Raw genomic sequence first — 23,585 nt, forward strand, 5'->3', positions numbered from 1 at the left:
TGATCGAGTGTGACACTGCGTCAGGTCACAGGCAACATGACGCGCGTGCAGGTCGCCCTGCACGGCGGCCCCTCAATTCCGCATCACGAATTTTGTGCCGCCTTGGCCGTTCGCTCGCGCTCGACGCGTTCGGTGACGTCGCGCGCCATCGCGACAGATCCCTGCACGGAGCCGCCCGGATCGCGCACCAGCGCGAACGTCATCTCGATGTACAGCTTGCGTCCGCTCTTGTGCAGCGCGCGGGTCAGCGTCGGCCGCCCTGCAAGCTTCATCGCGCCGCTGGCGAGCGCGGCCTCGAAACCTTTCCAGTGCGCCGCGCGCAGATGCTCGGGAATGATCAGGTCGAGATTCTGGCCGAGCGCTTCGTCCGCCGTGAAACCGAACAGCGCGGTCGACGCACGATTCCAGCGCATAATCGTGCCGGAGCGATCCGAATAGATCAGCGCGTCCGCAACGCCTTCGATGATGTGGGCGTCGAGTTGGGATCGGTCGGTCATGTTGAGACCTCGCATGATGCTGGGTGGCTACGCATCCTGCCACACATTCATTGTCATCGCCCGCGAAGGCGGGCGATCCAGTATTCCGAGGCAGCAGTGACTGAATCGAGAGGCTGCGGCGCACTGGATGCCCCGGTCAAGCCGGGGCATGACAGTAAGGTGTGGGGCTATACCCGAAAGTGCTTGCTCAGCTTCAGGCCCTGCGCCTGGTAGTTCGAGCCGATACGCTGGCCATACATCGCATCGGGGCGAGCCAGCATCTTCTCGTAGACGAGACGGCCGACGATCTGGCCGTGCTCGAGGATGAACGGCACCTCGCGCGAGCGCACTTCGAGCACCGCGCGCGCGCCCTGTCCGCCCGCGCCGGCATAGCCGAAGCCGGGATCGAAGAAGCCGGCATAGTGCACGCGGAACTCGCCGACCAGCGGATCGAACGGCACCATCTCCGCGGCATAATCGGGCGGAACCTGCACGGCTTCCTTGGAGGCGAGGATGTAGAACTCGCCGGGATCGAGGATCAGGCTGCCGTCGGGCCGCGCCGATATCGGCTCCCAGAAATCCTCCACCGCATAGCCGGCGCGGCGATCGACGTCGACGACGCCGGTATGGCGCTTGGCGCGATAGCCGACGAAGCCGTTCGCCTTCTCGCCCGACAGATCGACCGACACAGCGACGCCGCCCGAGAGATCGGCATCGTCGATATCGACGAGGCGCTCAGCGGCATGCAAGCCATCGAGCTCATCGGCGTTGAGGATGGCGTCACCAGTGCGAAACCGCACCTGCGACAGGCGCGAGCCCTCGCGCACCAGCACCGGGAACGTCTTCGGGCTGATCTCGGCATAGAGCGGACCGTGATAGCCGGCGCCGATCATGTCGAAGCGGCGGGTGCCGTCAGCGATCACGCGGGTGAAGACGTCGAGCCGGCCGGTCGAGCTCTTGGGGTTCGCAGCCGCGACGATCTCCGGCGGTAGCGCGAGGCTCTCCAGCAGCGGCACGATGTAGACGCAGTTGGTCTCCAGCACCGCCCCATCCGCGAGACTGAACTCGTGCAGCTTCAACTCGTCGATGCGCTCGGCGACGGTGGCGCCGGGACCCGGCAGGAAGCTGGCGCGGACGCGATAGGCGATGTCGCCGAGGCGCAGATCGAGGCTTGCCGGCTGAATCTGGCTTTCGACGAAATCGTATGCGGGCAGGATCAGCCCCGCCTCCGCCATCGCCGCGATCATGCGGTCGGGCAGGATACCATCGGCGTCGGCAGCGACCGTGAACGTCAACCCGGGGTCCTCATCAGGGGCCTCATGCATCCGGACATGCCGGAAATACTAGCCTTTTACGGCTATCCGATGGACGCCTTGACGGAAAGGGCATTGCGGAATATGAGCATCACTTATCCCGTGGTGATTTGAGCCGGCCGGCTTGCAGCCACGTTAAATAAGTCGCTAAACAGGCCGGGGACCTCTGTGATCCCGGCCCGTGGAGATATCCAGGCCGGTTTTTTTTGTGACCGTTTCGCCTCGACGGTCATGTCGGAGGGTCCTATGTCGAAGTCGCCTGCCACCTACCGCCCCGAAACCCGCCTGGTGCATTCCGGCACCCTGCGCTCGCAATATGGCGAGACGTCGGAGGCGCTGTTCCTGACGCAAGGCTATGTCTACAACAGTGCCGAGGAGTGCGAGGCGCGGTTCAAGGGCGAGGATCCCGGCTTCATCTATTCGCGTTATTCAAATCCGACCATCTCGATGTTCGAGCGCCGCATGATCGAGCTCGAAGGCGCGGAAGCCGCGCGCTCGGCGGCAACCGGCATGGCGGCGGTGACGACCGCGATCCTGGCGCCGCTGAGGGCCGGTGACCACGTGGTGGCCTCGCGCGCGCTGTTCGGCTCGTGCCTCTACGTCATCCAGGACCTGTTGCCGCGCTACGGCATCGAGACCACGCTGGTCGACGGGCTCGATCTCGATCAGTGGCAGCGGGCCTTGCGGCCGAACACCAAGACGTTCTTCCTGGAGAGCCCGACCAACCCGACGCTGGACGTGCTCGACATTCCCGGCATCGCCGAGATCGCGCACAAGGGCGGTGCACGGCTCGTCGTCGACAACGTGTTCGCAACGCCGATCTGGCAGAGCCCGCTGGCGTTAGGGGCCGACGTCGTCGTCTATTCCGCGACCAAGCACATCGACGGCCAGGGCCGGTGCCTCGGCGGCATCATATTGTCGTCTGAAGCGTTCATCGCGGAGCACATCCATAATTTCATGCGGCAGACCGGCCCGTCGATCTCGCCGTTCAACGCCTGGGTCCTGCTCAAGGGCCTGGAGACGTTGGGCGTGCGCGTGCGTGCGCAGACCGATACCGCAGCGCGCATCGCCGAGGTACTGGCGAGCCATCCGAAGGTCTCGCGGCTGGTCTATCCCGGCCGGGCCGATCATCCACAGGCAGCCCTAGTGAAGAAGCAGATGCGCGGCGGCTCGACGCTGGTCGGCTTCGAGGTCAAGGGCGGCAAGCAGGCCGCGTTCCGCGTGCTCAACGAATTGAAGCTGGCTAAGATCTCGAACAATCTCGGCGACGCCAAGAGCCTCGTCACGCATCCGGCCACGACGACGCATCAGCGCCTGAAGCCGGACGACCGCGCCGCGCTCGGCATCAGCGAAGGCTTTATCCGCTTCTCGACGGGGCTGGAGCATGCGGACGACCTGATCGAGGATCTGACCGCGGCGCTGGAGAAGGCGTGATTTGCTCCGTAGGGTGCATTAGCCGAAGGCGTAATCCACCAACTCCGTTCGGCGTTCGCTGAAGCATGGTGGGTTACGGCTTCGCCTAACCCACCCTACGCAGCCGGTCTACATCGGCCGGTACGTCTTCACATCCGCGGGCACGTTCACGCCGAGTTTGATCTGGCCGACGGAGCGGATGATGTCGTCGGCGAGCAGCTGGGCGAAGCAGGCGTAGCCCCAATCGTTCATATGCAGGCCGTCAGCGATGACGAAACCCTCGACCGGGATCGACTGGTTCTCGTGCCAGTCGCGCATCACCTCGAAGCGCGGGAAGATGCCGACCTTGCGGAGCTCCGCGACGTTGCCGAGCAGCTTGATCATCTTGCCGGCGCTCTCGGCGCGCTGGTTGACGGCCGGCGAATATTGCGGATCGACCAGCACGATGTCGGTGCCGCCCGCGGCCTGGATCCGGCTGATGCCGTCCTCGACCAGCTTGGCGGTCTCGCCGGGATCGAGGTTGCGCAGCACGGCGTTGGTGCCGACCTGCCAGATCACCATGTCCGGGTGCACGTCGATCACCTGCGTCTGAAGGCGCTTCATCATCTCGGGTGCATCCTCGCCGCCGACGCCGGCATTGACGACGGTGATGTCGGCGGTCGGATAATGCCGGCGCAGCTGCGCGGCGAGACGGTTCGGATAGTTGAACTCCGGCGAGCTCGCGCCGAATCCAGCGGTCGACGACGAGCCGAACGCAACGATGACGACCGGCTGGCCGGCGACGAGCTTGCTTGCGACATGCGGCAGCGAGCCCATCGCCTTCGAGCCGCCCTTCGGCGGCAGGCAGGGCACGCGGCTGAAGATGTCGCCGGCGGATCTTGCGACCTCCTTCACCTTGTCGATGGCGCGGGCCGTGATGCCACGCTGCTCGGGCGACGTCGCGGCGACGGTGGTTTGGGCGTGCGGGGCGGAAGCGGGGTCAGCCGGCTGCACCGGTGCGGGCGTCGCCGGTGCGGCGTGCGTCTGCGCGCGAGACTGCGAAGCGGGCGTCAGCAACAGCAGCAGCGTCGCTGCGGTCGCAGCCAGCGCTGGCGTCAGGCAAAAAGGGCGGAGAGAACTCATTAACGCTAGACCTCAATTTTGCTGCTGGGCCGGCTCCAAACGGGCTGCGTCGATCACGAACTGTGCCAACGCCCGGCCAAGGCAGTCATGGACCTGTTTCGCGAGCTCAGGGCCGCGGGTTGGGTTGAACAGGTCGAACTGGCCCTGATCATTCCACTGCCGCATGATCGCGAAGCGATCGAACAGCGGGATGTCGTGCTCCTGCGCCACCACGCGCATATTATCGAGAAAAGGCTGCGTCGAGATCATGGTTTCGGTACGCGGGCTGTACTGCAAGTTCATCAAGACGACGTCCGCCCCTGCCTTTTGCAACGCAGTAACCCCTTCGGTCACCGCGCCGCGAAAATCATCGGGATCGATGGCTCGGATAGCATCCACGGTCCCGGTCTGCCAGATGACCAAAGTAGGCGTTTTTGCTTCCATCAGCTTAACGAAGGTGCCGGCTGTTTCCTCTGCCGTCTTCTTGCTCTGTATTTCTACGGAGACATGCACCACCTCCGAGGGCGGAAGCTTGTCCTTCAGCATCGCCTCCATGCGCGCCGGATAGGAGCTGCTCTCCGAGGATGGAATCGTGGTCGAGCGGCTGCCGATGACCAAAATTTCCAGTGGCTTGCCGGCCTTGACGGCGTCGGCGACCTTGGGAAGCTGGCTTTCGCTGGTAAGCAGATAGGACGGCAGTTCGCACGCCGGGGGCACGGCCGGAGCAGCAGGCGCAGCATCGCCCGCGCGCGCCAGGGGCGCGGCGAGGCAACCGCACAGCAGGACCAGGCTCAGGAGAACCTTCGCCTTCATCAGCCCCCTCCCGCCAGATCGGCGTTGCCGACGGCGTTCTTGGTTTTCGCACCGCTCTTGTCAGCCACGCGCTTGTACCACGAAATGATCCAGGCCACCCCCCACATGATCAGGATTCCAGAGAGACTAATCAACGCATGCATGGCTGCGCCGCCGGAGACCTCGGCCAGGATGAAATGGCCGGCGAAAGCCAGGAAGACGCCGAGGCAGAAGATCTCGAGGGAATGCTGGCCGCACAGGATCAGCGGCCGCAGCCAGGGCGATTTCAGGCCGGGCCAGGTCCGCGGCAGGAAACGCACCGTGAGCGCGGCCAGCGCCAGGAAATGCGCGAAGCGCAGCACATCGAGATCGGTCTTGTCGATCGGATACATCCATTGCTCGATCCGCTTCGGCATGAATTGGGAGAGCTGCGGCACGTACCAGGTCAACGTCACGTAGAACGCCGCAACGAGATAGGCGATCGAAATCCACATCGTCACCGGCGAGGCCAGGATACGCGACATGCGCCGCGCACCTCCCAGCGCGCACCATGCACCGAACACGAACAGCAATTGCCAGGCGAAGGGATTGAAGGCCCAGAAGCCGTTCGGGTAGGCCGACAAATAGAGATCGTACTCCCAGGTGACGGCGTAGAGCAGCACCGAAAGCCCGAGCGTGACGTCGGGCCGCCATTTCATCGACCACAGGATCAAAGGCAGCGCCAGCATCAAGACGATATACAGCGGCAGCACGTCCATGTTGACGGGACGGAAACGCAGCAGCAGCGCCTGCACGATGGTGACGTCGGGCTGCTTGAGGAAGTCCATGATCCCCATCTCTTCGGTGTAGAGCGGGTTCTCGAACCTGGTCGCCACATAGGAGATTTCGGCGAGGAAGATCGTGAACAGGAAGACGTGGGCGACGTAGATCTGCCAGACCCGGCGCAGGATGCGCGCGGTGGCGATGAGAACGCCGCTCTCCAGCATCGCCCGACCGTAGACGAAGGCGGCGGTGTAGCCGGAGATGAAAATGAAGATCTCGGTGGCGTCGCTGAGGCCGTAATTGCGGATAGTGAACCAGGTGAGCAGGCTCGGCGGCAGGTGATCGATGAAGATCAGCCACAGCGCCAGCCCGCGAAACAGATCGAGCCGCAGCTCGCGCTCGCCGATGGCCGGCAGCGTGATGGCCGGCGCGGCGACGCGGGGCTTCGCCGCCGCAGGCTGGGCGGTTCCCGCGATCGTCGATCCCGTCACTTGGTCGGCAATGGTCATCGGGGGCCAAAAACCCTTCCGCAAATCGCGACGTGTCAAGCAGTGTACCGATCCGGCCGATCTCTCGCAAAGCGGCCGGATCACATCGCGGTGTCCTTCCCCGCGAATTCTGGCGGGACGATGTCGCCAAGGCCGTCTCGCGGCGTTTGGTTCCCGGCCGGGGAATCGGTATGATGGCCACATGTACCGCGCCGTGACCCGCCAGATCGAAGTGACCGTCGAGCCGAACTTTGTTCCGGAGCAGTCGTCGCCTGACCGCTCGCGCTATTTCTGGTCCTACACCATCGTCATCACCAATTCCGGCGAGGAGACCGTGCAGCTCAAGACGCGACACTGGATCATCACCGACGCGTCCGGCCGGCAGCAGGAGGTCAAGGGCGAGGGCGTGGTCGGCGAGCAGCCGATCCTGGCTCCCGGCGAGCGCTTCGAATACACCTCGGGCGTGCCGCTCACGACCGCCTCCGGCTTCATGACCGGCCGCTACCAGATGGTCAGCGAGAGCGGCGAGCGCTTCGACATCGACGTGCCGACGTTTTCGCTCGACAGCCCCGACAACAAGCGGGTGCTGAACTAGGGGGCAGAGCGACGCTACGCGTCCTCCACGCCCGCCTCATCCGGCGTGAACTGGTAGACCGACGAGCAAAACTCGCAGGTCACGACGACCTTGTCGTCCTTCACCATCGCGGCGCGGTCGTCGGGCGAAAAACTCTTCAGCATGGAGGCGACCGCATCGCGCGAGCAGGAGCACTGCGCCTTCAGCGACAGCGGGTTGAACACGCGCACGCCGCGCTCGTGAAACAGGCGGAATAGCAGCCGCTCGCCGGAGAGCTCGGGATCGATCAGCTCGACGTCCTCGACGGTCTCGATCAGCGAACGCGCCTCGACCCAGGCGTCGTCTTCGGCGACGCTATGCACCTCGGTGCCTTCGGGCGCATCGCCGGGATGCAGGTCCGCCTGCCGTGCGCGCTCCGGCGCCTTCGGCAGGAACTGCATCAGCATGCCGCCGGCGCGCCAGCGGTGCTTGCCGCCGTCGCTCGAGCGCCATTCCTCGCCGACCGCAAGGCGCACGCGCGTCGGGATCTGCTCGGAGCGCAGGAAATATTCGTGGGCGGCCTCTTCCAGGCCGCCGCCGTCGAGCGCGACCAGGCCTTGATAGCGGCTCATGTCGGGGCCCTGGTCGATGGTCATGGCGAGATGGCCGCGGCCGAGCAGCGCGCCGGAATTCATGCCAGATTCCTTGGCCTCGCCGAGACGCGCGGCATCGTAGCGCGCGTAGGCGCGCAGGCGATCCGGGGCCATGTAATCGACGACCAGGAACGACACCGGACCGTCGGTCTGGGCCTGGAGGATGAAGCGCCCCTCGAATTTCAGCGCCGAGCCGAGCAGCGTCGTCAGCACGATGGCCTCGCCGAGCAGCTTGCCGACCGGCGCGGGATAATCGTGCTTGGTCAGGATTTCGTCGAGCGCCGGGCCAAGCCGCACCAAGCGGCCGCGCACGTCGAGCGCATCGACCTCGTAGGGCAGCACGGCGTCATCGATCGGAACCGCTGATGGTGCGCGAACCGGGCCTTCCGGCCCGGTTTTCATGTCAGGAGAATGGGAAACCATGGGCGTTATTTGGGGTCGGAGGTCGAGGATTGGAAGGGGCCGCGCGGCGCTGTGTGTTCCGGATGCAAGTGATGATCGCACACGATAACGCAAATTCGATGTCGTCCCGGGGCGCGCAAAGCCCGAGCCCGGGACGACAATTGTGTGTGAGGGGGCAGCCCGGCTTGCAGGCTGCCCTACTTCACCGCGTCGAAGCACCAGGCCAGAATGCCCTTCTGTGCGTGCAGGCGGTTTTCGGCCTCGTCGAACACGACCGATTGCGGGCCGTCGATTACCTCGTCGGTGACCTCCTCACCGCGATGAGCAGGTAGGCAGTGCATGAACAGCGCGTCGGGCTTGGCCAGCGACATCAGCTTGCCGTTGACCTGGTACGGCTTGAGCACGTTGTGACGATGCTCGCCTTCCTTGTCGCCCATCGACACCCAGGTGTCGGTGACGACGCAGTCGGCGCCCTTCACGGCGGCCTCGGGATCGGTGCCGAGCACGATCGGCGCGTTGGTCGCCTTGATCCAGTCGCGCATCACCTTCTTAGGTGCGAGCTCCGGCGGCGTCGCGACATTGAGCTGGAACTTGAAGCGTTCGGCGGCATGCGCCCAGGACGCGAGCACGTTGTTGTCGTCGCCGGTCCAGGCCACCGTCTTGCCCTCGATCGGACCGCGATGCTCCTCGTAAGTCATGAGGTCGGCCATCACCTGGCAGGGATGCGAGCGCCGCGTCAGGCCGTTGATGACGGGCACGGTCGCATAGGCGGCAAGCTCCAGCAGCGCCTCGTGATTGAGGATGCGGATCATGATGGCGTCGACATAGCGCGACAGCACGCGCGCGGTGTCGGCGATGGTCTCGCCGCGGCCGAGCTGCATCTCGGCGCCGGTGAGCATGATGGGCTCACCGCCGAGCTGGCGCATGGCCACGTCGAACGACACCCGCGTCCGCGTCGAAGGACGCTCGAAGATCATCGCCAGCGTCTTGCCTTCGAGCGGCCTGACCGGCTGATGCGCCTTCTGCTTCGCCTTCATGGCGGAGGATGCGGCGAGCATGCGCTTGAGCTCCGACAACGGGAGCTCATTGATGTCGAGGAAGTGTTTCGGCGACTTGCTCATCAGCTTGCCACCCGCTTGGACTGACTGGACGAGATCGCAGCGCAGGCACGCTCCAGCCGCCCGACGCTGTCCTCGATCTCGGCTTCGGTGACGATCAGAGGCGGCAGGAAGCGCACGACATTGTCGCCGGCACCGACCGTAAGCAGCCTTTCGTTGCGCAAGGCGGCCACGAGATCAGCCGAAGGCGCCACCGCCTTGATGCCGATCAGCAAACCTTCGCCACGGACTTCACTGACGATGTCAGGGTGGCGGTCGATCACGGAGGCGAGCTTCTGCTTGAGCAGCAGCGACATCTTCTGCACGTGATCGAAGAAGCCGGGCTTGAGCATGACGTCGAGCACGGCATTCGCAGCGGAGATCGCGAGCGGATTGCCGCCGAAGGTCGAACCGTGCGAGCCGGGCCCCATGCCGGCAGCCGCCTCCGCGGTCGCCAGCACCGCGCCGATCGGGAAGCCGCCGCCGAGCGCCTTGGCCAGCGACATCACGTCGGGGGTGACGCCGGTGCGCCGGTGCGCGAAGAGATCGCCGGTGCGGCCCATGCCGGTCTGCACCTCGTCGAAGGCGAGCAGCAGGCCCTTCTCGTCGCAGAGCTGGCGCAGCGCCTTGAGAAAGGCGGGCGTCGACGAGCGCACGCCGCCCTCGCCCTGGATCGGCTCGATCAGGATGCCGGCGGTCTGCGGGCCGATCGCCTTCTTCACGGCCTCGAGGTCGCCATGCGGGACCTGGTCGAAACCGTCCATCGGCGGACCGAAACCTTCGAGATATTTTGCAGATCCCGTCGCGGCCAGCGTCGCCAGCGTGCGGCCGTGGAAGGCACCTTCGAAGGTGATGATGCGATAGCGTTCCGGATGGCCCTTGGAGAAGTGATGATGGCGGACCAGCTTGATCACGCCCTCCAGCGCCTCGGCGCCGGAATTGCAGAAGAATACGAAGTCCGCGAAGCTCTCGTTGCACAGTCGCGCGGCGAGCTTCTCGCCATCCGGGCTCTGGAACAGGTTCGACATGTGCCAGAGCTTCGTCGACTGCTCCTGCAAGGCCTTGACCAGCGCCGGATGGCAATGGCCAAGCGCGTTCACCGCAACGCCCGAGGTGAAATCGAGATAGCGATCGCCATTGGTCGCGATCAGCCAGCAGCCTTCGCCGCGCTCGAAACCAAGCTCGGCCCTGGCGAAAACGGGAAGCAGATGCGGCGCGGCGCTGTTGGTCATGACCATCACTTGGATGTTGCATTTGAATGTTGAGACCTGCCTGGCATGCCTTGCGCAGCGCACCATTGACCGGTCCGGAAAAACGAAACGTGCCGCCTTTTAAGGGCGGCACGCGCCACTATCTTATGCCTGGCAAGACGGGTGTCAATGCCGCCCGGAAAGCCCCGCGAAACGCTGATTCCGTAGTCTTGCGGTGCCGATTTTGCGGGGTTTTCACCACGGAACATGTGGAAGCGAGTCGGCGGACTCTTGCGCGGGAGTCACGCCATATTGTAGCGTTTGGCCTGTCAGATACGACATCTCGTGCAGCGGTTCTGATCCCAAGAGTCCTCATGTACCGGCGTAAACGTTCGGGCGCTCGTCACGCGCCCGGCGAGCCTTAAGGGATTCTGGCGGCACGGGTTTTCAAGGCTTAGGCATTCGCTGTGAGGCTCCAGGATGGTTGGCCGGCAGCGAGGGAAAGGGTGCAATGACGGTTTTGACCTGGTCCGATGATCGCGTCGAGCAGCTGAAAAAGCTCTGGGAGGCCGGACTTTCGGCCAGCCAGATCGCGGCTGAACTCGGCAATGTGACCCGCAATGCCGTGATCGGCAAAGTGCACAGGCTCGGCCTGTCCGGCCGCGCCAAGAGTCCGTCTTCGGCCGCGCCCCGGCCGCGCAAGGCGCGCCCGGCGCAGCACATGATGCGGGTGACCCGCCCGATCTCGCGTGGCAACACCGCGCTGGCGCAGGCCTTCGATGTCGAGGTCGAGGCAGAGCCCGTCACCTACGACAACGTGGTGCCGATGAGCCAGCGGCTGTCGCTGCTGGAATTGAACGAGGCGACCTGCCACTGGCCGGTCGGCGATCCCTCGAGCCCGGATTTCTTCTTCTGCGGCGGCAAGGCGCTCTCCGGCCTGCCCTACTGCGCCCAGCACTCGCGCGTCGCCTATCAGCCCGCAGCGGATCGCCGACGCGCACCGGCCAAGCCGAGCACGCGGTAAGATTTTTCTGAGATCAAACGGAGCCGTCACACGTGACGGCTCTACAAACTCCGCCGTCGTCCCGGCGAAGGCCGGGACCCATGCTCCCAGCACTCAATTGTTGTGCGAAGAGGTCACTCCGAGTCTTCGCCAAACCACTTCCTGTGGTTATGGGTCCCGGCCTTCGCCGGGACGACGTCGGAAAATGTGGCGGCAGCCTGCCAGCCAAATTGCAACTTACGTCTGCTCCGCCTTCGCAAACCGATCGTCGAGCGCATAGCCGGCGCCGCGGACGGTGCGGATGGGGTCCTGCTCACGGCCGAGATTGAGCAGCTTGCGCAGGCGGCCGATATGGACGTCGACGGTGCGTTCGTCGATGTAGATGTCGCGGCCCCAGACGCTGTCGAGCAGTTGCTCGCGCGAGAACACGCGGCCGGGATGCTCCAGGAAGAACTCCAGCAAGCGATATTCGGTCGGGCCGAGATCGATCGGCCGGCCCGAGCGCGCCACGCGGCGCTTGTCGCGGTCGAGCTCGATGTCGCCATAGGCGAGCACGGTGGCGAGCCGCTCCGGGCTTGCCCGCCGCAGAAGGCCCTTCACGCGCGCCAGCAGCTCCGGCACCGAGAACGGCTTGACGATGTAATCGTCGGCGCCGGTCGCAAGACCCCGCACCCGCTCGCTCTCCTCACCCCTCGCGGTGAGCATGATGATCGGCAGCTGCTTGGTCTCGGGACGGGTGCGCAGACGCCGGCACAGCTCGATGCCTGACAGCCCCGGCAGCATCCAGTCGAGCACGATCAGATCGGGGATGTGTTCCTTGAGGCGGGTGTCGGCGTCGTCGCCGCGCATCACCGTCTCCACGTCATAGCCGTCGCCTTCGAGGTTGTAGCGCAGAAGCTCGGTGAGAGCTTCTTCGTCTTCAACCACCATAATGCGTGCGCCCATGTGGTCGTCGCTCCTTAAGTCGTCAGGTATTCGGGACCGTCGTGGCGAAGGTCGTCATGTCGCCCTTCGGCCGCTTGTCGGTGATCGCCTGACCCTCGATCATGTAGAACACGGTCTCGGCGATGTTGGTGGCGTGGTCGCCGATCCGCTCGATGTTCTTGGCGCAGAACATCAGGTGGATGCAGAACGAGATGTTGCGCGGATCCTCCATCATGTAGGTGAGGAGCTCGCGGAACAGCGAGGTGCAGATGGCGTCGACCTCCTCGTCGCCCTTCCACACCGCCATCGCCGCCGGCAGATCATGCGCGGCATAGGCGTCCAGCACCGACTTGACCTGCTGCTGCACGAGGTCGGTCATGTGCTCAAGGCCCCGGAACAGCTTCAGCGGATGGAAGTCCGCATCGAGCGCAGCGACGCGCTTGCCCATGTTCTTGGCGAGGTCGCCGATGCGCTCGAGATCGGTCGCGACGCGCATGGCGCCGACGATCTCGCGCAGGTCGACCGCCATCGGCTGGCGGCGGGCGATGGTGAGCACGGCGCGCTCCTCGATGCGCTTCTGCAGCGCGTCGAGCTCGGCGTCGATGGTGACGACGCGCTGGCCGAGCGCGACGTCGCGGCGGATCAGCGCGTCGACGGAATCGACGATCATGCGCTCGGCGATGCCCCCCATCTCGGCGACCAGACGCGTGAGCTCCTGGAGGTCGGTGTCGAAGGCCTTTGCGGTATGTTCAGAACCCATGTCCCGTCTCCTCAGCCGAACCGGCCGGTGATGTAATCCTGCGTGCGCCGGTCGCTCGGCGACGTGAAGATCTTGCTGGTGTCGTCGAACTCGATCAGCTCGCCGAGATACATGAAGGCGGTCTTGTCGGAGACGCGGGCCGCCTGCTGCATATTATGGGTGACGATCGCGATCGTGTAATTTTCGGACAGTTCCTGGATCAGCTCCTCGACCTTGGCGGTCGAGATCGGATCGAGCGCCGAGCAGGGCTCGTCGAATAGGATCACCTCGGGCCGCACCGCGACGGTGCGCGCGATGCAGAGACGCTGCTGCTGGCCGCCGGAGAGCGACAGGCCGGAGGCGTTGAGCTTGTCCTTGACCTCGTTCCACAACGCGCCGCCGCGAAGCGCCTTCTCGACGCGGCCGTCCATCTCGGATTTCGAGATCTTCTCGTAGAGGCGGATGCCGAAGGCGATGTTCTCGTAGATCGTCATCGGGAACGGCGTCGGCTTCTGGAACACCATGCCGACGCGAGCGCGCAGCAAATTGAGGTCGAGCTTGGGATCGAGGATGTTGGTCTGATCCAGCAACAGCTGGCCGGTGGCGCGCTGGCCCGGATAAAGATCGTACATCCGATTGAAGATGCGCAGCAGGGTCGACTTGCCGCAGCCCGACGGGCCGATGAAGGCCGTGACACGGTTGGTGCCGAGCGCCAGATTGATGTTCTTCAGCGCGTGGTGCTCACCGTAGTAGAAGTTCAGATTGCGCGCGGTGACCTTGGCGGGCGCCTCGGGCAGCGGCTGCGAGCCGGGGTGAACGGTCGGCGCACTCATGGAAACAGACATTTCACTCATTTTGCAGTCCTCTCGGCGCCAAGGATGCGCGCGCCAATGTTCAGGGCAAGCACAGTCAGGGTGATGAGCAACGCGCCGCTCCAGGCGAGTTGCTTCCAATATTCGTAGGGGCTCTGCACGAAGTTGTTGATGGTCACCGGCAGGTTGGCCATCGTCTTGTTCAGGCCGAGGCTGAAGAACTGGTTCGACAGCGCCGTGAACAGCAGCGGCGCGGTCTCGCCCGCGACGCGGGCAGTCGCCAGCAGCACGCCGGTGATGAGGCCGGAGCGCGCGGCGCGATAGGCGATGCGCTTGATCACCAGCGACCGCGGCAGACCGAGCGCGGAGGCCGCCTCGCGCAGCGGGTTCGGCACCAGCAGCAGCATGTCTTCGGTGGTGCGCACCACGACCGGGATTACGATCACGGCGAGCGCCAGCGCGCCGGCGATGGCCGAGAAGCCACGCATCGGCACCACCACCGCGCCGTAGATGAACAGGCCGATGATGATCGAGGGCGCCGACAGGAGAATGTCGTTGATGAAGCGGATCACCGAGGTCAGCTTGTCGTTGCGGCCGTACTCGGCGAGATAGGTGCCGGCGAACAGGCCGAGCGGCGCGCCGATGCCGACGCCGATCACGGTCATGATGAGCGAGCCGACGATGGCGTTGAGCAGACCGCCCTCGTTCGATCCGGGCGGCGGCGTGTTCTCGGTGAAGACCTGGAGGTTGAGCCCGGCAAGGCCGTTGTAAAGCAGCGTCGCCAGGATCAGCGCGAGCCAGGTGACGCCGAACGCTGCGGCTGCGATGCAGAGGCCGCGAATGACGATGTCCCAGCGGCGGCGGCGTGAATAGATCGGGTTCATGGCTTCACTTCCCCGCCTTGGTTTCCAGGCGCAGCAGCATCAACCGGGCGGCCGCGAGCACGAAGAACGTCAGCACGAACAGCAAGAGGCCGAGCAGGATCAGGCCGGACTGGTGCAGGCCGTCGCTTTCGGCGAACTCGGAGGCAATCGCCGCCGAGATCGTCGTGCCCGGCGCGAAGATCGAGGAGGAGATGCGGAACGAGTTGCCGATGATGAAGGTCACGGCCATGGTCTCGCCCAGGGCGCGCCCCAGCGCCAGCATGACGCCGCCGATGATGCCGACGCGGGTGTAGGGGATCACCACGCTGCGGACGACCTCCCAGGTGGTGCAGCCGACGCCGTAGGCGGCTTCCTTGAGCACCGGCGGCACAGTCTTGAACACGTCGACCGAGATCGAAGTGATGAAGGGCAGCACCATGATGGCGAGGATCAGGGCGGCGTTGAACAGGCTGAGATAGGACGGGGGGCCTGCGAAGATAGCGCCCAGCACGGGGACGCCGTCGAAGACCCTGATCATGAAGGGTTGGAACGTGTTGGCCAGGAAGGGGCCGAGCACGAAGAAGCCCCACATGCCGTAGATGATCGAGGGAATGCCGGCGAGCAGCTCGACCGCCATGCCGATCGGGCGGCGCAGCCATTGCGGGCAGAGCTCGGTGAGGAAGATCGCAATGCCGAGACCGACCGGAATGGCGATCAGCATCGCGATGAAGGAGGTGACGAGCGTGCCGTAGATCGGCCCGAGCGCGCCGAGCACGGGCGGATCGGCCGACGGCGCCCAGCGCTGCGTCCACAGGAACGGCAGGCCGTATTCCTTGATCGCGGGGAAGGCACCGACGACCAAGGACATGATGATGCCGCCGAGGATCAGCAGCACCGAGATCGCGGAAAGCCGCGTGATCCAGTAGAAGGTGACGTCGCCGAGCTTGAACGCGCTCAAGGCCTTGGCGCGATCATACGGTCCGGCGTCGTCGATTACATCGCTCTGAACGGCCATCTCTGCCACGCCGATCCCCTGTACCCGTTTATGTATACGCTTGTTTTTGGTGCGGGGCCCCGGATGCGGCGCTAGCCCATCCGGGGCTTGGTTCTTGCGGATCAGCGGCCCAGCACTTCCAGCTCGGCCGCCTCCGGGACGCGAGAGGAGAGCCTCAGCTCTTGATCTCGGCAGCCCAGGTCTTTTCCACCTGCTGGACGACGCTGTCCGGCATCGGGATGTAGTCGAGTTCCTCGGCCATCTTGCCGCCGTTCTTGAAGGCCCAGCGGAAGAACTTGATGGCTTCCTGCGAGGCCGCCTTGTCGGTGGCGGACTTGTGCATGAGGATGAACGTCGCCGCCGTGATCGGCCAGGACTTGTCGCCGGGCTGGTCGGTCAGGATGACGTAGTAGCCGGGAGCCTTGGACCAGTCGGCGTTGGCGGCGGCCGCCTGGAAGGCCTCGACGGTCGGCTGCACCGGCTTGCCGGCCTTGTTGACGAGACCAGCGTAGGTCAGCTTGTTCTGCTTGGCATAGGCGTACTCGACATAACCGATCGAGTTCTTGGTCTGGCTGATGTTGCCCGACACGCCTTCGTTGCCCTTGGCGCCGACGCCGACCGGCCACTCGACCGCGGTGCCCTCGCCGACCTTGCTCTTCCAGTCCGCGCTGGCCTTGGAGAGATAGTTGGTGAAGTTGAAGGTGGTGCCCGAACCGTCCGAACGGCGGACCACGGTGATGGCGTCCGACGGCAGCTTCACGTTCGGATTGAGCTTCTTGATCGCGGCGTCGTCCCACTTGGTGATCTTGCCGAGATAGATGCTGGCCAGGGTCTCGCCGTCGAACACCAGTTCGCCCGGCTTCACGCCCTCGAGGTTGACGACGGGAACGATGGCGCCCATCACCATCGGCCACTGCACGAGACCGTCCTTCTCGAGCTGCTCGGCCTTGAGCGGCGCGTCGCTGGCACCGAAGGTCACGGTCTTGGCCTGGATCTGCTTGATGCCGCCGCCCGAGCCGATGGACTGGTAGTTCAGACCGTTGCCGGTCTCTTTCTTGTAGGCGTCAGCCCACTTCGAATAGATCGGGAACGGGAACGTCGCGCCGGCACCCGTGATGTCGGCAGCAAAGGCTGCCGTCGTCGATGCGGCGACCAAGCCAGCAGCGACGATAGTTTTGAGGAAATTCATGCTGGTCTCCATACAGGGGAGCGAAGCGCCATCCGCGCCCGATCGCGCTCCCGCGCCGCCCCCTTTAGGAGCGGTCGGCTGTGCTTTTACGAAGGTTTCATGACAGCTGGATGACACCCTCAAGCAACTGGAATCGCTTGATTTTTAGGGGACGGCCTGCGTCTTGGCCTGGGGAAAACAGGCGGTGAAAGTGGCACCCTGGCGCGGTACGCTTTCGATCAGGAGCCGCCCGCGATGACGGTTAAGAATATGTTTCACCAGCGATAATCCGAGGCCGGTTCCGCCTTGCGAGCGGCTGTCGCCGACGTCGACCCGATAGAAGCGCTCGGTCAGCCGCGGCAGATGCTCGGGCGCGATGCCGGGGCCGAAATCGCGGACCATGACCCGGATTTCCTGAGTTCCATCAGTGGCCGCCGTCTGCGTCAGCGACACGATGACGCGTCCGCCCGAAGCGCCATATTTGAGCGCGTTCTCGATCAGGTTCTCGAACAGGCGGAGCAGCTCCTCACGATCGCCTGCGATCATCACCGGGGCGTCCGGCAGATGGGTCTCGACCTCGACCTGGCGTTCCCGGGCCAGCGGCTCGAGCCCGTCGGCGACCTGGCGGATGATCGGCAGCAGGTCGACCAGGGTGTCGGGACGGACATGGGCCGAGAGCTCGACGCGCGACAGCGAGAGCAGGTCGTCGATCAGGCGGGCCATGCGGGTGGCCTGGTTGTGCATGATGCCGAGGAAGCGCTCGCGCGCCTTCGGATCGTCCTTGGCCTGGCCCTGGAGGGTGTCGATGAAACCGGACAAGGCAGCGAGCGGCGTGCGCAGCTCGTGGCTGGCATTGGCGACGAAATCGGCCCGCATCTCTTCGACCCGCCGCAGCGGCGTCTGGTCGTGGAAGGTCATCAGCATGCACTTGTCGGCGCCACCGAAACTGGTCGGCACCGGCACCGGCGTGATCATGAGCTCCAGCCAGCGATCGACCGGGACATGGTCGAGATAGGTCGCCCGTCGCGGCTCGGTGGTCGCGATCGCCTCGCGCAAGGCCGTGATGATCTCCGGCGAGCGCAGGGCAAATTGGGCGAGCTCGTTCCTGCGCAGCGCCGGCGCGAGCTGGGCGGCGGCGGCATTGAGATGGATGACGCGGCCGGCGCGGTCGAGCAGCACCGCGGGATCCGGCATGCCGGCGACGACAGCAGCCACCGCCGCGCTCTCGACCGGGTTGATGCGCCTGACGTCGTCGCGCGATGCGGCGGGATCGTGCAGGCGCCAGGGGATCAGCGCCGCCGCGGCGACGCAGAGGAACACGAGGGCGGCGTGCAGCGCCGACAACTCGCCCAGCGAGACCACCACCGACAGCGCCAGCGCCGCGGCGATCAGGATGATGGTGGAGTGCCGCAGCCGATCGGACCAGGGCTGGGCGTTGGGAGAAGATGGGGCGTCGATCGCCATCGGGGAGGGCTTCTCCTTCAGGGCTTGCGCCGGTCAGGCGCCACCGTCGCTGCGCTCTCTCACATAGGCGGCCTCACGCGCCGGACCGGGATCGAGCTTGAGCGCCGCCTGCTGCAAGCGCTTCGAACGTGCGCCGATCATAACTTCGCGAAACGTCAGCAAGATTACAGATATGACGAAGGGGGCCAGATAATAGAGGACGCGGAACAGCAGCATCCCGCCCAAGAGCTCCTCCCGGTCCATCTGCCAGAGGCCGACCAGCATGGCGGCGTCGAACACGCCAAGGCCTCCGGGCGAATGGCTGGCAAAGCCGAGCAGCGTCGCCGAGACGAAGATCACCGCGACCACGATGAAGCCGAGATTGGGCTCGTCCGGGACCAGCACGTACATGGCGAGCGCGCAGAAGCCGAGATCGACGATACCGATCGCGATCTGGAGCAGCGTCAGCGGGCCACCCGGCAGCACCACGGTCCAGGGCCCGCGGCCGACCACCCGCGGCTGGGTCCAGACCCAGACCACATAGGCGATCAGCGCCACGATGATCGCCAGCGCCAGCGTCCGGTTCAGCCAGGCCGGCAGCTGGTCGATCGAGGCGGCTGCCTCCGGGTGGTAGGCGATGCCGAGGCCGAGCACGGCGGCGTTGCCGAGCCAGAAGGTCAGGCCGGCGAGGAAACAGATCTTGGCGACGTCGATCGCATTCAGCCCATAGGCCGAATAGATGCGGTAGCGCACCGCGCCGCCGGTGAAGACTGAGGCGCCGACATTGTGACCGATCGAATAGCTGGTGAAGGCGGCGAGCGCATTGATGCGATAGGGAACGTGGGGGTGGCCGATCGCGCGCGTGGCGAACAGGTCGTAGAAGGTCAGGGTGAAATAGCCCGCGGCGACGAACAGAGCCGCCATCGCGATCTGGCTCGGCTCGGTGCTCTTGATCGCCTCGACGACCTCGTTGCGATCGATGCCTCGCAGCATGTGGTAGAGCACATAGCAAGCGATGCCGATGACCGCGACGCTGATCACAACTCCAAGCTTATGCAGGACTTGCTTCTCGCGCAGAAACGTCATCGCCCTGCGTATGGCTTCCAGCATCTAGACCTCGAATAACGCTTCAGCGGCCAGGGTGGCCGGCAGACAGGCGGACGACGCACAGGCACTCAACGAACCCTCGCCGCCGGCTACGGTATCGCGCATGCCCCCCGCCCCTCCACTAGCGCGTTTCGGCGCGAAGTGGAATTCGCCAATTCGAACAAAAACACGTGCCTTCAATATTTTAGGCAGGGTTCTGGCTCCTGATGCACGGTTTGGCGCCTTCGGCGGCAAGGCGTGACGCGAATCTGCTTGGCAATCCTGCGCAGACGCCATGAAGTTTTGATGATTTCGCGCAGACAATGTTCCGTCACGGCTTAAGTCGACGTCAATCTATGGGGCGCCCCTGCCTGTTGAAAGAGGGGCATGGCCCGGTCGTCTACGGGTTTCCGATGCGCCGAAAGGCCGCGGCCGGCGCACACCCCGCTCACAGGGCGGTCGGCGGGGTGCTTCGCGACACCACGCGGTCGCGCAGCCATGCGCCGATGGTACAGCCGACGAGATAGCAGGCGAACATGATCAGGCCGAGGTCGAGCCAATAGCCGAAGCGGCCGGGGACGACATGCGTTAGCGAGGCCGCGACCAGACCGGCGGCAAGCGCGGCGAGCCAGCGTGCGGTCACCTTGGAGGTGCCGTTGCCGCGCTGAACCACCGAGATCCAGCCCATGCAAAAGCCCAGCAGCAGCGAGCCGATCAGCCAGCCCATGTGGAACGAGACGAGATGGGGCATCATCACCTCACCAGGAATTCGATGCGGCGGTTCTGCGCCTTGCCTTCGTCGGTGTCGTTGCCGGCGAGCGGCTGCGTGCTGCCGTGACCAACCGCCGTGAAGCGGCTGGCGGGCAGGCCGGCCTTGATGAGGTAATCGATCACCGCTTGGGCGCGCTTCTCCGAGAGAGCCCTGTTGAAGCCGTCCTCGCCGTCGGCATCGGTGTGCCCGGCGATCTCGATATTGACATTGGGGCAGCGCAGCGCCGTCTCGATCAGGTGATCGAGAATACCGGCGGAATCCGGATCAATGTCGGCGCGTTTCGCCGCAAAGCGGATCTTGCCCTTATTCAGTAGGTCCGAGAACAGCTGCTGACACACGGTGCCGTCGACGGGGCCGGCCGCAGGCTTCACCGTGATTTCCGGCTTGTATTGCCAATTCTTCGGGAAATCCTTGCCGAGCCCGGCGCGGATGTCGTTGGCGGCGCCTTCATAGAGCGCATCGCCCGACAGCTTCACCTCGCGGTCCGACACCACGAGCGTGCCGGTGGACAGGCGCGACAGCGCACCGAGCGCTGCAACCACGGCGGTGTTGAAGGAGCCGGGCGCACCGATACTCGCCTTGAGGTTGTCGACAACTTTCTCGTTGAAGAACTTTCGCGAGGCGCTGGTTGCGATCGCGGCGTGAACAGCGTTGTCCGGGACATAGCCTGTCATCGTCACCGTCGCGGCCACCGGATCCTTGTAGGCCTGGAAGATGTAGGGGGGCGCCTTGACGTCGTTGGCGGCAATCGAGAAACCCTCGGGCAGGTTCTTCAGCGCGGCCGCGATCGCCTCACGGCCGCCAAGCTCGCGCGCCATGCCCGACAGATTGACCTTGGTGTCCGTGATTGTGATCTTGCCGTCCTTGAGCTTGCCGATCTGGTCGAGCAGCAACGTCGCGGCGGCCTCGAACCGCGGAGGCGCGCCCCGCGCCAGACCCATCTGATCGGCCACCTCGACGCCGGCGACCTCCTTGCGCGCCGCCTCGGTCAGCCGCGCCCGCATCGAGGGCAGCGGCGCGGAACCCGAGAGGGTGACCCGCACCACGTCGCGTTCGGCATTCCAGACGAAGGGCTTGGCCTCGGGAACAAGGCGGGTCCGGTCGTCGACCAGCCGCACGCCGGGGACGGTCTCCACCGCAATCACGGCGTCGCGGCGCCCCTCCTCGGAGAAGGCCTCCGCGGCCAGGCTGACATCGCGGCCGTCGACCGTGATCCGGGTCTTGTCCAGAACGGTATCCTTCAGCGCCGCCGCGCTGCGGGCCGACAGGTCCGCCTCGACCGGCAAGGTATTATTCCAGGCCGCAAATCCCCACATGACGGCTAGGGGAATCAGCCCCGGCCACCATTTGCTGGCCCACCTGAAAAGCTTCTGCATTCGACGACCCGAACTCTGGAACCGGAGACAAAACAAACCCTTGGCAGGCTGTCAAACCGGAAATGAGCCCCTTCCGGAGGCCCTGCGTGGACAACCGGAATAACTTTTTCTTCAAGGGTCCTTCCGTAAGTTGTGGGTGGAATGCCCGGGGGTCCGCCAGCCTGCAATGAAACAACTCCGCAACAACGTCATCCGCGCCGGGCTGGAAGCGCTCTATTTCAGCGGGGCGCACCATTTGTTGCGCCCGTTGCTATCGGGCGTCGGCGCCATTTTCATGCTGCATCACGTGCGGCCCGCCCGCGAGGCTGCGTTCCAGCCGAACCGGCATCTCGAAGTCACCCCCGATTTTCTGCGCGCGACGCTCTGCCACTTGCGCTCGCGCGACATCGACATCGTCAGCATGGACGAGCTGCATGAGCGGCTGGTGCAGGGCCGGTTCGCGCGCCGCTTCGCCGCCTTCACCCTCGATGATGGCTATCGCGACAATCTCGAGCATGCGCTGCCGGTGCTGCGCGAATTTGACGCGCCCTTGACCGTCTATGTCGCGAGCGATTTCGCCGAGGGCACCGGACGCCTGTGGTGGATCGCGCTGGAAGCGGTGATCGCCAAGACCGACCAGATCGACGTGAAAATCGGCTCGTCCGCGCTGCGGCTCGATGCGACGACCCCTGCCGCCAAGCGCGTGGCGTTCGGCCGCCTGCACGACTGGCTGCGCGCGTTGCCGGGCGAGCACGACCTCAAGCGCGAGATCGAAGCCCTCTGCACGAACTACGGCGTCGACATGGAAGCGCTGTGCCGCAGCCTTTGCCTGTCTTGGGGCGAGGTGAAGACATTGGCCGCCGATCCCCTGGTCACGATCGGCGCGCATACCGTGAGCCACAGCAATCTCGCCAAACAGACGGAAGAGATCGCCGCACGGGAAATGGCGGTGAGCCGTGCCCGGATCGAGCAGGCACTTGAGCGGCCCGTGCTGCATTTCGCCTATCCCTATGGCGACCGCGACGCGGCGGGCGAGCGCGAATTCGCCCTCGCTGCGGCAGCGGGCTTCAAGACCGCGGTGACCACGCGCCCCGGCATGCTGTTCGCCGAGAACGCCGGCCACATGACCGCGCTGCCGCGCGTCTCGCTCAACGGCAACTACCAGGACGCGCGGATCCTGCCGGTGCTGACCTCGGGCGCCGCGACCGCGATGTGGAATGGCTTTCGCCGGATTGCGGCGGCGTAGCCGTCGCCCTGGCTTTCGCCAGGATGACGACGAGATTGACTCCCCTGCCCGCCCCGCACACAACGGGCGCCAACCAAGGGAGGCATCATGTTCAACGACCTGTTCTCGCTCAAAGGCCGTGTTGCGCTCGTGACGGGCGGCTCGCGCGGCATCGGCAAGATGATCGCGGCGGGCTTTCTCAGCGCCGGCGCGGCAAAGGTCTACATCACCGCGCGCAAGGCGGGGCCCTGCGAGGAGACCGCCAAGGCGCTCACCGCGCAATATGACGGCGAATGCATCGCGCTGCCGATCGACATCTCGACGGTTGCCGGCGCCGAGCTGCTGGCGAGCGAATACAACAAGCGCGAGTCCAAGCTCGACATTCTCGTCAACAATGCGGGCGCGGCCTGGGGCGCGGATTTCGACGAGTTTCCGGAAAGCGGCTGGGACAAGGTGATGAACCTGAACGTGAAGGCGCCGTTCTTCCTGACCAAGGCACTGGCGCCGACGCTGCGCGCATCCGCGAGCGCGGAGCGGCCGGCCAAGGTGATCAACATCGCCTCGATCGACGGCATCTTCGTCAATCCCGGCGAGACCTATTCCTATGCGGCGAGCAAGGCCGGGCTGATTCACCTGACGCGGCGCATGGCGGTCAAGCTCACCCCCGACCACATCGTGGTCACGGCGATCGCCCCCGGTCCGTTCAAGTCAGACATGAACCGCGCCGCGCGCGATCATGCCGACGAAGTCGCGACCCGCGTGCCGGTGGGCCGCATCGGCACCGACGAGGACATGGCTGGCGCCGCGATCTATCTGGCGTCACGTGCGGGCGATTACGTGGTGGGCGCGACCATCGCGGTGGATGGCGGGATCGTCTATGCGAACCCGGGGATCAAGGGGAGCGGGTGGGACAGCGATTGATCGGGGCGATTTCCGCCCCGCCCAGGCTCGACATCAAAAC

23 protein-coding genes and 1 riboswitch are annotated in these 23,585 nt (G+C 65.1%); of the genes, 5 read left to right on the top strand and 18 right to left on the bottom strand.

The window, feature by feature from the left end; all coding sequences use genetic code 11:
• Window positions 1-83: 83 nt before the first annotated feature.
• Both LPJ38_RS01995 and LPJ38_RS02000 read right to left on the bottom strand, forming a co-directional pair.
• Window positions 84-497, bottom strand: a complete 414-nt coding sequence (locus LPJ38_RS01995; RefSeq protein WP_145642159.1) for a PAS domain S-box protein — start codon at window positions 495-497, stop codon at window positions 84-86.
• Between the two features lie 167 nt (window positions 498-664).
• A complete protein-coding gene (locus LPJ38_RS02000) occupies window positions 665-1,801 on the bottom strand; it encodes a 2'-deoxycytidine 5'-triphosphate deaminase (protein WP_145642162.1) in 1,137 nt (378 codons plus the stop codon).
• Between the two features lie 80 nt (window positions 1,802-1,881).
• Window positions 1,882-1,961, top strand: a riboswitch (SAM riboswitch).
• Between the two features lie 74 nt (window positions 1,962-2,035).
• Between LPJ38_RS02000 and LPJ38_RS02005 the strand changes: the two genes are divergently transcribed.
• Entirely contained in the window at window positions 2,036-3,223 is a 1,188-nt protein-coding gene (locus LPJ38_RS02005) for an O-succinylhomoserine sulfhydrylase (RefSeq protein ID WP_145642165.1), read from the top strand.
• 108 nt (window positions 3,224-3,331) lie between these two features.
• Here LPJ38_RS02005 and LPJ38_RS02010 read toward each other — a convergent pair whose 3' ends face one another.
• The 3 genes from LPJ38_RS02010 to LPJ38_RS02020 are packed head-to-tail and all read right to left on the bottom strand — an operon-like array spanning window position 3,332 to window position 6,366.
• Window positions 3,332-4,324 (bottom strand): SGNH/GDSL hydrolase family protein, encoded by a 993-nt coding sequence (locus LPJ38_RS02010; protein WP_145642168.1) that lies wholly within the window; start codon window positions 4,322-4,324, stop codon window positions 3,332-3,334.
• 12 nt (window positions 4,325-4,336) lie between these two features.
• Window positions 4,337-5,116: an SGNH/GDSL hydrolase family protein gene (locus LPJ38_RS02015; RefSeq protein WP_145642171.1), complete on the bottom strand. Its 780-nt coding sequence runs from the start codon at window positions 5,114-5,116 to the stop codon at window positions 4,337-4,339.
• Window positions 5,116-6,366, bottom strand: a complete 1,251-nt coding sequence (locus tag LPJ38_RS02020; RefSeq protein WP_145642173.1) for an OpgC domain-containing protein — start codon at window positions 6,364-6,366, stop codon at window positions 5,116-5,118. Before LPJ38_RS02020 ends, LPJ38_RS02015 begins: the two co-directional genes overlap by 1 nt.
• A 181-nt stretch (window positions 6,367-6,547) precedes the next feature.
• Between LPJ38_RS02020 and apaG the strand changes: the two genes are divergently transcribed.
• On the top strand, window positions 6,548-6,940 hold the full coding sequence (gene apaG / locus LPJ38_RS02025) for a Co2+/Mg2+ efflux protein ApaG (protein WP_008541024.1): 393 nt from the start codon (window positions 6,548-6,550) through the stop codon (window positions 6,938-6,940).
• 14 nt (window positions 6,941-6,954) lie between these two features.
• On the opposite strand, the gene LPJ38_RS02030 is transcribed toward apaG, so the two are convergent.
• From LPJ38_RS02030 to LPJ38_RS02040, 3 genes are all read right to left on the bottom strand, one after another.
• Entirely contained in the window at window positions 6,955-7,974 is a 1,020-nt protein-coding gene (locus LPJ38_RS02030; RefSeq protein ID WP_145642176.1) for an Hsp33 family molecular chaperone, read from the bottom strand.
• A gap of 176 nt (window positions 7,975-8,150) precedes the next feature.
• A complete protein-coding gene (gene argF, locus LPJ38_RS02035; RefSeq protein ID WP_145642179.1) occupies window positions 8,151-9,074 on the bottom strand; it encodes an ornithine carbamoyltransferase in 924 nt (307 codons plus the stop codon).
• Window positions 9,074-10,282, bottom strand: a complete 1,209-nt coding sequence (locus tag LPJ38_RS02040; RefSeq protein WP_167520776.1) for an aspartate aminotransferase family protein — start codon at window positions 10,280-10,282, stop codon at window positions 9,074-9,076. Before LPJ38_RS02040 ends, argF begins: the two co-directional genes overlap by 1 nt.
• A gap of 469 nt (window positions 10,283-10,751) precedes the next feature.
• On the opposite strand from LPJ38_RS02040, the gene LPJ38_RS02045 reads away from it, so the two are divergent.
• Complete coding sequence (locus LPJ38_RS02045; RefSeq protein ID WP_145642186.1) at window positions 10,752-11,264, top strand: GcrA family cell cycle regulator; 513 nt, start codon at window positions 10,752-10,754, stop codon at window positions 11,262-11,264.
• A gap of 216 nt (window positions 11,265-11,480) precedes the next feature.
• Here the strand turns inward: LPJ38_RS02045 and phoB are convergent, their stop codons facing one another.
• From phoB to LPJ38_RS02095, 10 genes are all read right to left on the bottom strand, one after another.
• Window positions 11,481-12,188: a phosphate regulon transcriptional regulator PhoB gene (gene phoB, locus LPJ38_RS02050; protein ID WP_008143479.1), complete on the bottom strand. Its 708-nt coding sequence runs from the start codon at window positions 12,186-12,188 to the stop codon at window positions 11,481-11,483.
• A gap of 22 nt (window positions 12,189-12,210) precedes the next feature.
• Window positions 12,211-12,927, bottom strand: a complete 717-nt coding sequence (gene phoU / locus LPJ38_RS02055; RefSeq protein WP_145642189.1) for a phosphate signaling complex protein PhoU — start codon at window positions 12,925-12,927, stop codon at window positions 12,211-12,213.
• An 11-nt stretch (window positions 12,928-12,938) separates the two neighbouring features.
• A complete protein-coding gene (pstB, locus tag LPJ38_RS02060; RefSeq protein ID WP_145642191.1) occupies window positions 12,939-13,760 on the bottom strand; it encodes a phosphate ABC transporter ATP-binding protein PstB in 822 nt (273 codons plus the stop codon).
• The gene (gene pstA / locus LPJ38_RS02065) at window positions 13,757-14,602 is read right to left on the bottom strand and encodes a phosphate ABC transporter permease PstA (protein WP_145642195.1); all 846 of its coding nucleotides are present in this window, start codon (window positions 14,600-14,602) and stop codon (window positions 13,757-13,759) included. The genes pstB and pstA overlap by 4 nt, the downstream gene beginning before the upstream one ends.
• Before the next feature lie 4 nt (window positions 14,603-14,606).
• Window positions 14,607-15,596: a phosphate ABC transporter permease subunit PstC gene (gene pstC, locus LPJ38_RS02070; protein ID WP_167520777.1), complete on the bottom strand. Its 990-nt coding sequence runs from the start codon at window positions 15,594-15,596 to the stop codon at window positions 14,607-14,609.
• 154 nt (window positions 15,597-15,750) lie between these two features.
• Window positions 15,751-16,764, bottom strand: coding sequence for a phosphate ABC transporter substrate-binding protein PstS (gene pstS, locus LPJ38_RS02075; RefSeq protein ID WP_145642200.1), 1,014 nt, complete (start codon window positions 16,762-16,764; stop codon window positions 15,751-15,753).
• A gap of 144 nt (window positions 16,765-16,908) precedes the next feature.
• Entirely contained in the window at window positions 16,909-18,207 is a 1,299-nt protein-coding gene (locus tag LPJ38_RS02080; protein ID WP_145642203.1) for an ATP-binding protein, read from the bottom strand.
• Window positions 18,208-18,240: 33 nt separating this feature from the next.
• Window positions 18,241-19,296: a putative bifunctional lysylphosphatidylglycerol flippase/synthetase gene (locus tag LPJ38_RS02085; RefSeq protein WP_145642205.1), complete on the bottom strand. Its 1,056-nt coding sequence runs from the start codon at window positions 19,294-19,296 to the stop codon at window positions 18,241-18,243.
• Window positions 19,297-19,720: 424 nt separating this feature from the next.
• Complete coding sequence (locus tag LPJ38_RS02090) at window positions 19,721-20,023, bottom strand: hypothetical protein (RefSeq protein WP_167520778.1); 303 nt, start codon at window positions 20,021-20,023, stop codon at window positions 19,721-19,723.
• A 2-nt stretch (window positions 20,024-20,025) separates the two neighbouring features.
• Window positions 20,026-21,420 carry an OmpA family protein gene (locus tag LPJ38_RS02095; RefSeq protein ID WP_145642211.1) on the bottom strand — a complete coding sequence of 465 codons (1,395 nt, stop codon included), beginning with the start codon at window positions 21,418-21,420 and terminating at the stop codon, window positions 20,026-20,028.
• A gap of 166 nt (window positions 21,421-21,586) precedes the next feature.
• Between LPJ38_RS02095 and LPJ38_RS02100 the strand changes: the two genes are divergently transcribed.
• Together LPJ38_RS02100 and LPJ38_RS02105 are read left to right on the top strand one after the other, a co-directional pair.
• Complete coding sequence (locus LPJ38_RS02100; protein ID WP_145642214.1) at window positions 21,587-22,645, top strand: polysaccharide deacetylase family protein; 1,059 nt, start codon at window positions 21,587-21,589, stop codon at window positions 22,643-22,645.
• A gap of 87 nt (window positions 22,646-22,732) precedes the next feature.
• The gene (locus LPJ38_RS02105; RefSeq protein ID WP_145642217.1) at window positions 22,733-23,545 is read left to right on the top strand and encodes an SDR family oxidoreductase; all 813 of its coding nucleotides are present in this window, start codon (window positions 22,733-22,735) and stop codon (window positions 23,543-23,545) included.
• Window positions 23,546-23,585: the final 40 nt, after the last annotated feature.

Origin of the sequence: Bradyrhizobium daqingense, from assembly GCF_021044685.1 — a bacterium.
Classification (GTDB): Bacteria; Pseudomonadota; Alphaproteobacteria; order Rhizobiales; family Xanthobacteraceae; genus Bradyrhizobium; species Bradyrhizobium daqingense.

Bases quoted from the DNA above. Each gene is read 5' to 3' on its own strand.
- LPJ38_RS02105 (WP_145642217.1), top strand. From the start codon at position 22,733: ATGTTCAACGACCTGTTCTCGCTCAAAGGCCGTGTTGCGCTCGTGACG.
- LPJ38_RS02085 (WP_145642205.1), bottom strand. From the start codon at position 19,296: ATGCTGGAAGCCATACGCAGGGCGATGACGTTTCTGCGCGAGAAGCAA.
- pstA (WP_145642195.1), bottom strand. From the start codon at position 14,602: ATGAACCCGATCTATTCACGCCGCCGCCGCTGGGACATCGTCATTCGC.
- pstC (WP_167520777.1), bottom strand. From the start codon at position 15,596: ATGGCCGTTCAGAGCGATGTAATCGACGACGCCGGACCGTATGATCGC.
- LPJ38_RS02015 (WP_145642171.1), bottom strand. From the start codon at position 5,116: ATGAAGGCGAAGGTTCTCCTGAGCCTGGTCCTGCTGTGCGGTTGCCTC.
- LPJ38_RS02010 (WP_145642168.1), bottom strand. From the start codon at position 4,324: ATGAGTTCTCTCCGCCCTTTTTGCCTGACGCCAGCGCTGGCTGCGACC.
- LPJ38_RS02045 (WP_145642186.1), top strand. From the start codon at position 10,752: ATGACGGTTTTGACCTGGTCCGATGATCGCGTCGAGCAGCTGAAAAAG.
- apaG (WP_008541024.1), top strand. From the start codon at position 6,548: ATGTACCGCGCCGTGACCCGCCAGATCGAAGTGACCGTCGAGCCGAAC.
- LPJ38_RS02030 (WP_145642176.1), bottom strand. From the start codon at position 7,974: ATGGTTTCCCATTCTCCTGACATGAAAACCGGGCCGGAAGGCCCGGTT.
- pstS (WP_145642200.1), bottom strand. From the start codon at position 16,764: ATGAATTTCCTCAAAACTATCGTCGCTGCTGGCTTGGTCGCCGCATCG.
- LPJ38_RS01995 (WP_145642159.1), bottom strand. From the start codon at position 497: ATGACCGACCGATCCCAACTCGACGCCCACATCATCGAAGGCGTTGCG.
- LPJ38_RS02005 (WP_145642165.1), top strand. From the start codon at position 2,036: ATGTCGAAGTCGCCTGCCACCTACCGCCCCGAAACCCGCCTGGTGCAT.
- LPJ38_RS02040 (WP_167520776.1), bottom strand. From the start codon at position 10,282: ATGACCAACAGCGCCGCGCCGCATCTGCTTCCCGTTTTCGCCAGGGCC.
- LPJ38_RS02000 (WP_145642162.1), bottom strand. From the start codon at position 1,801: ATGCATGAGGCCCCTGATGAGGACCCCGGGTTGACGTTCACGGTCGCT.
- LPJ38_RS02080 (WP_145642203.1), bottom strand. From the start codon at position 18,207: ATGGCGATCGACGCCCCATCTTCTCCCAACGCCCAGCCCTGGTCCGAT.
- LPJ38_RS02090 (WP_167520778.1), bottom strand. From the start codon at position 20,023: ATGCCCCATCTCGTCTCGTTCCACATGGGCTGGCTGATCGGCTCGCTG.
- LPJ38_RS02020 (WP_145642173.1), bottom strand. From the start codon at position 6,366: ATGACCATTGCCGACCAAGTGACGGGATCGACGATCGCGGGAACCGCC.
- pstB (WP_145642191.1), bottom strand. From the start codon at position 13,760: ATGAGTGAAATGTCTGTTTCCATGAGTGCGCCGACCGTTCACCCCGGC.
- argF (WP_145642179.1), bottom strand. From the start codon at position 9,074: ATGAGCAAGTCGCCGAAACACTTCCTCGACATCAATGAGCTCCCGTTG.
- LPJ38_RS02095 (WP_145642211.1), bottom strand. From the start codon at position 21,420: ATGCAGAAGCTTTTCAGGTGGGCCAGCAAATGGTGGCCGGGGCTGATT.
- phoU (WP_145642189.1), bottom strand. From the start codon at position 12,927: ATGGGTTCTGAACATACCGCAAAGGCCTTCGACACCGACCTCCAGGAG.
- LPJ38_RS02100 (WP_145642214.1), top strand. From the start codon at position 21,587: ATGAAACAACTCCGCAACAACGTCATCCGCGCCGGGCTGGAAGCGCTC.
- phoB (WP_008143479.1), bottom strand. From the start codon at position 12,188: ATGGGCGCACGCATTATGGTGGTTGAAGACGAAGAAGCTCTCACCGAG.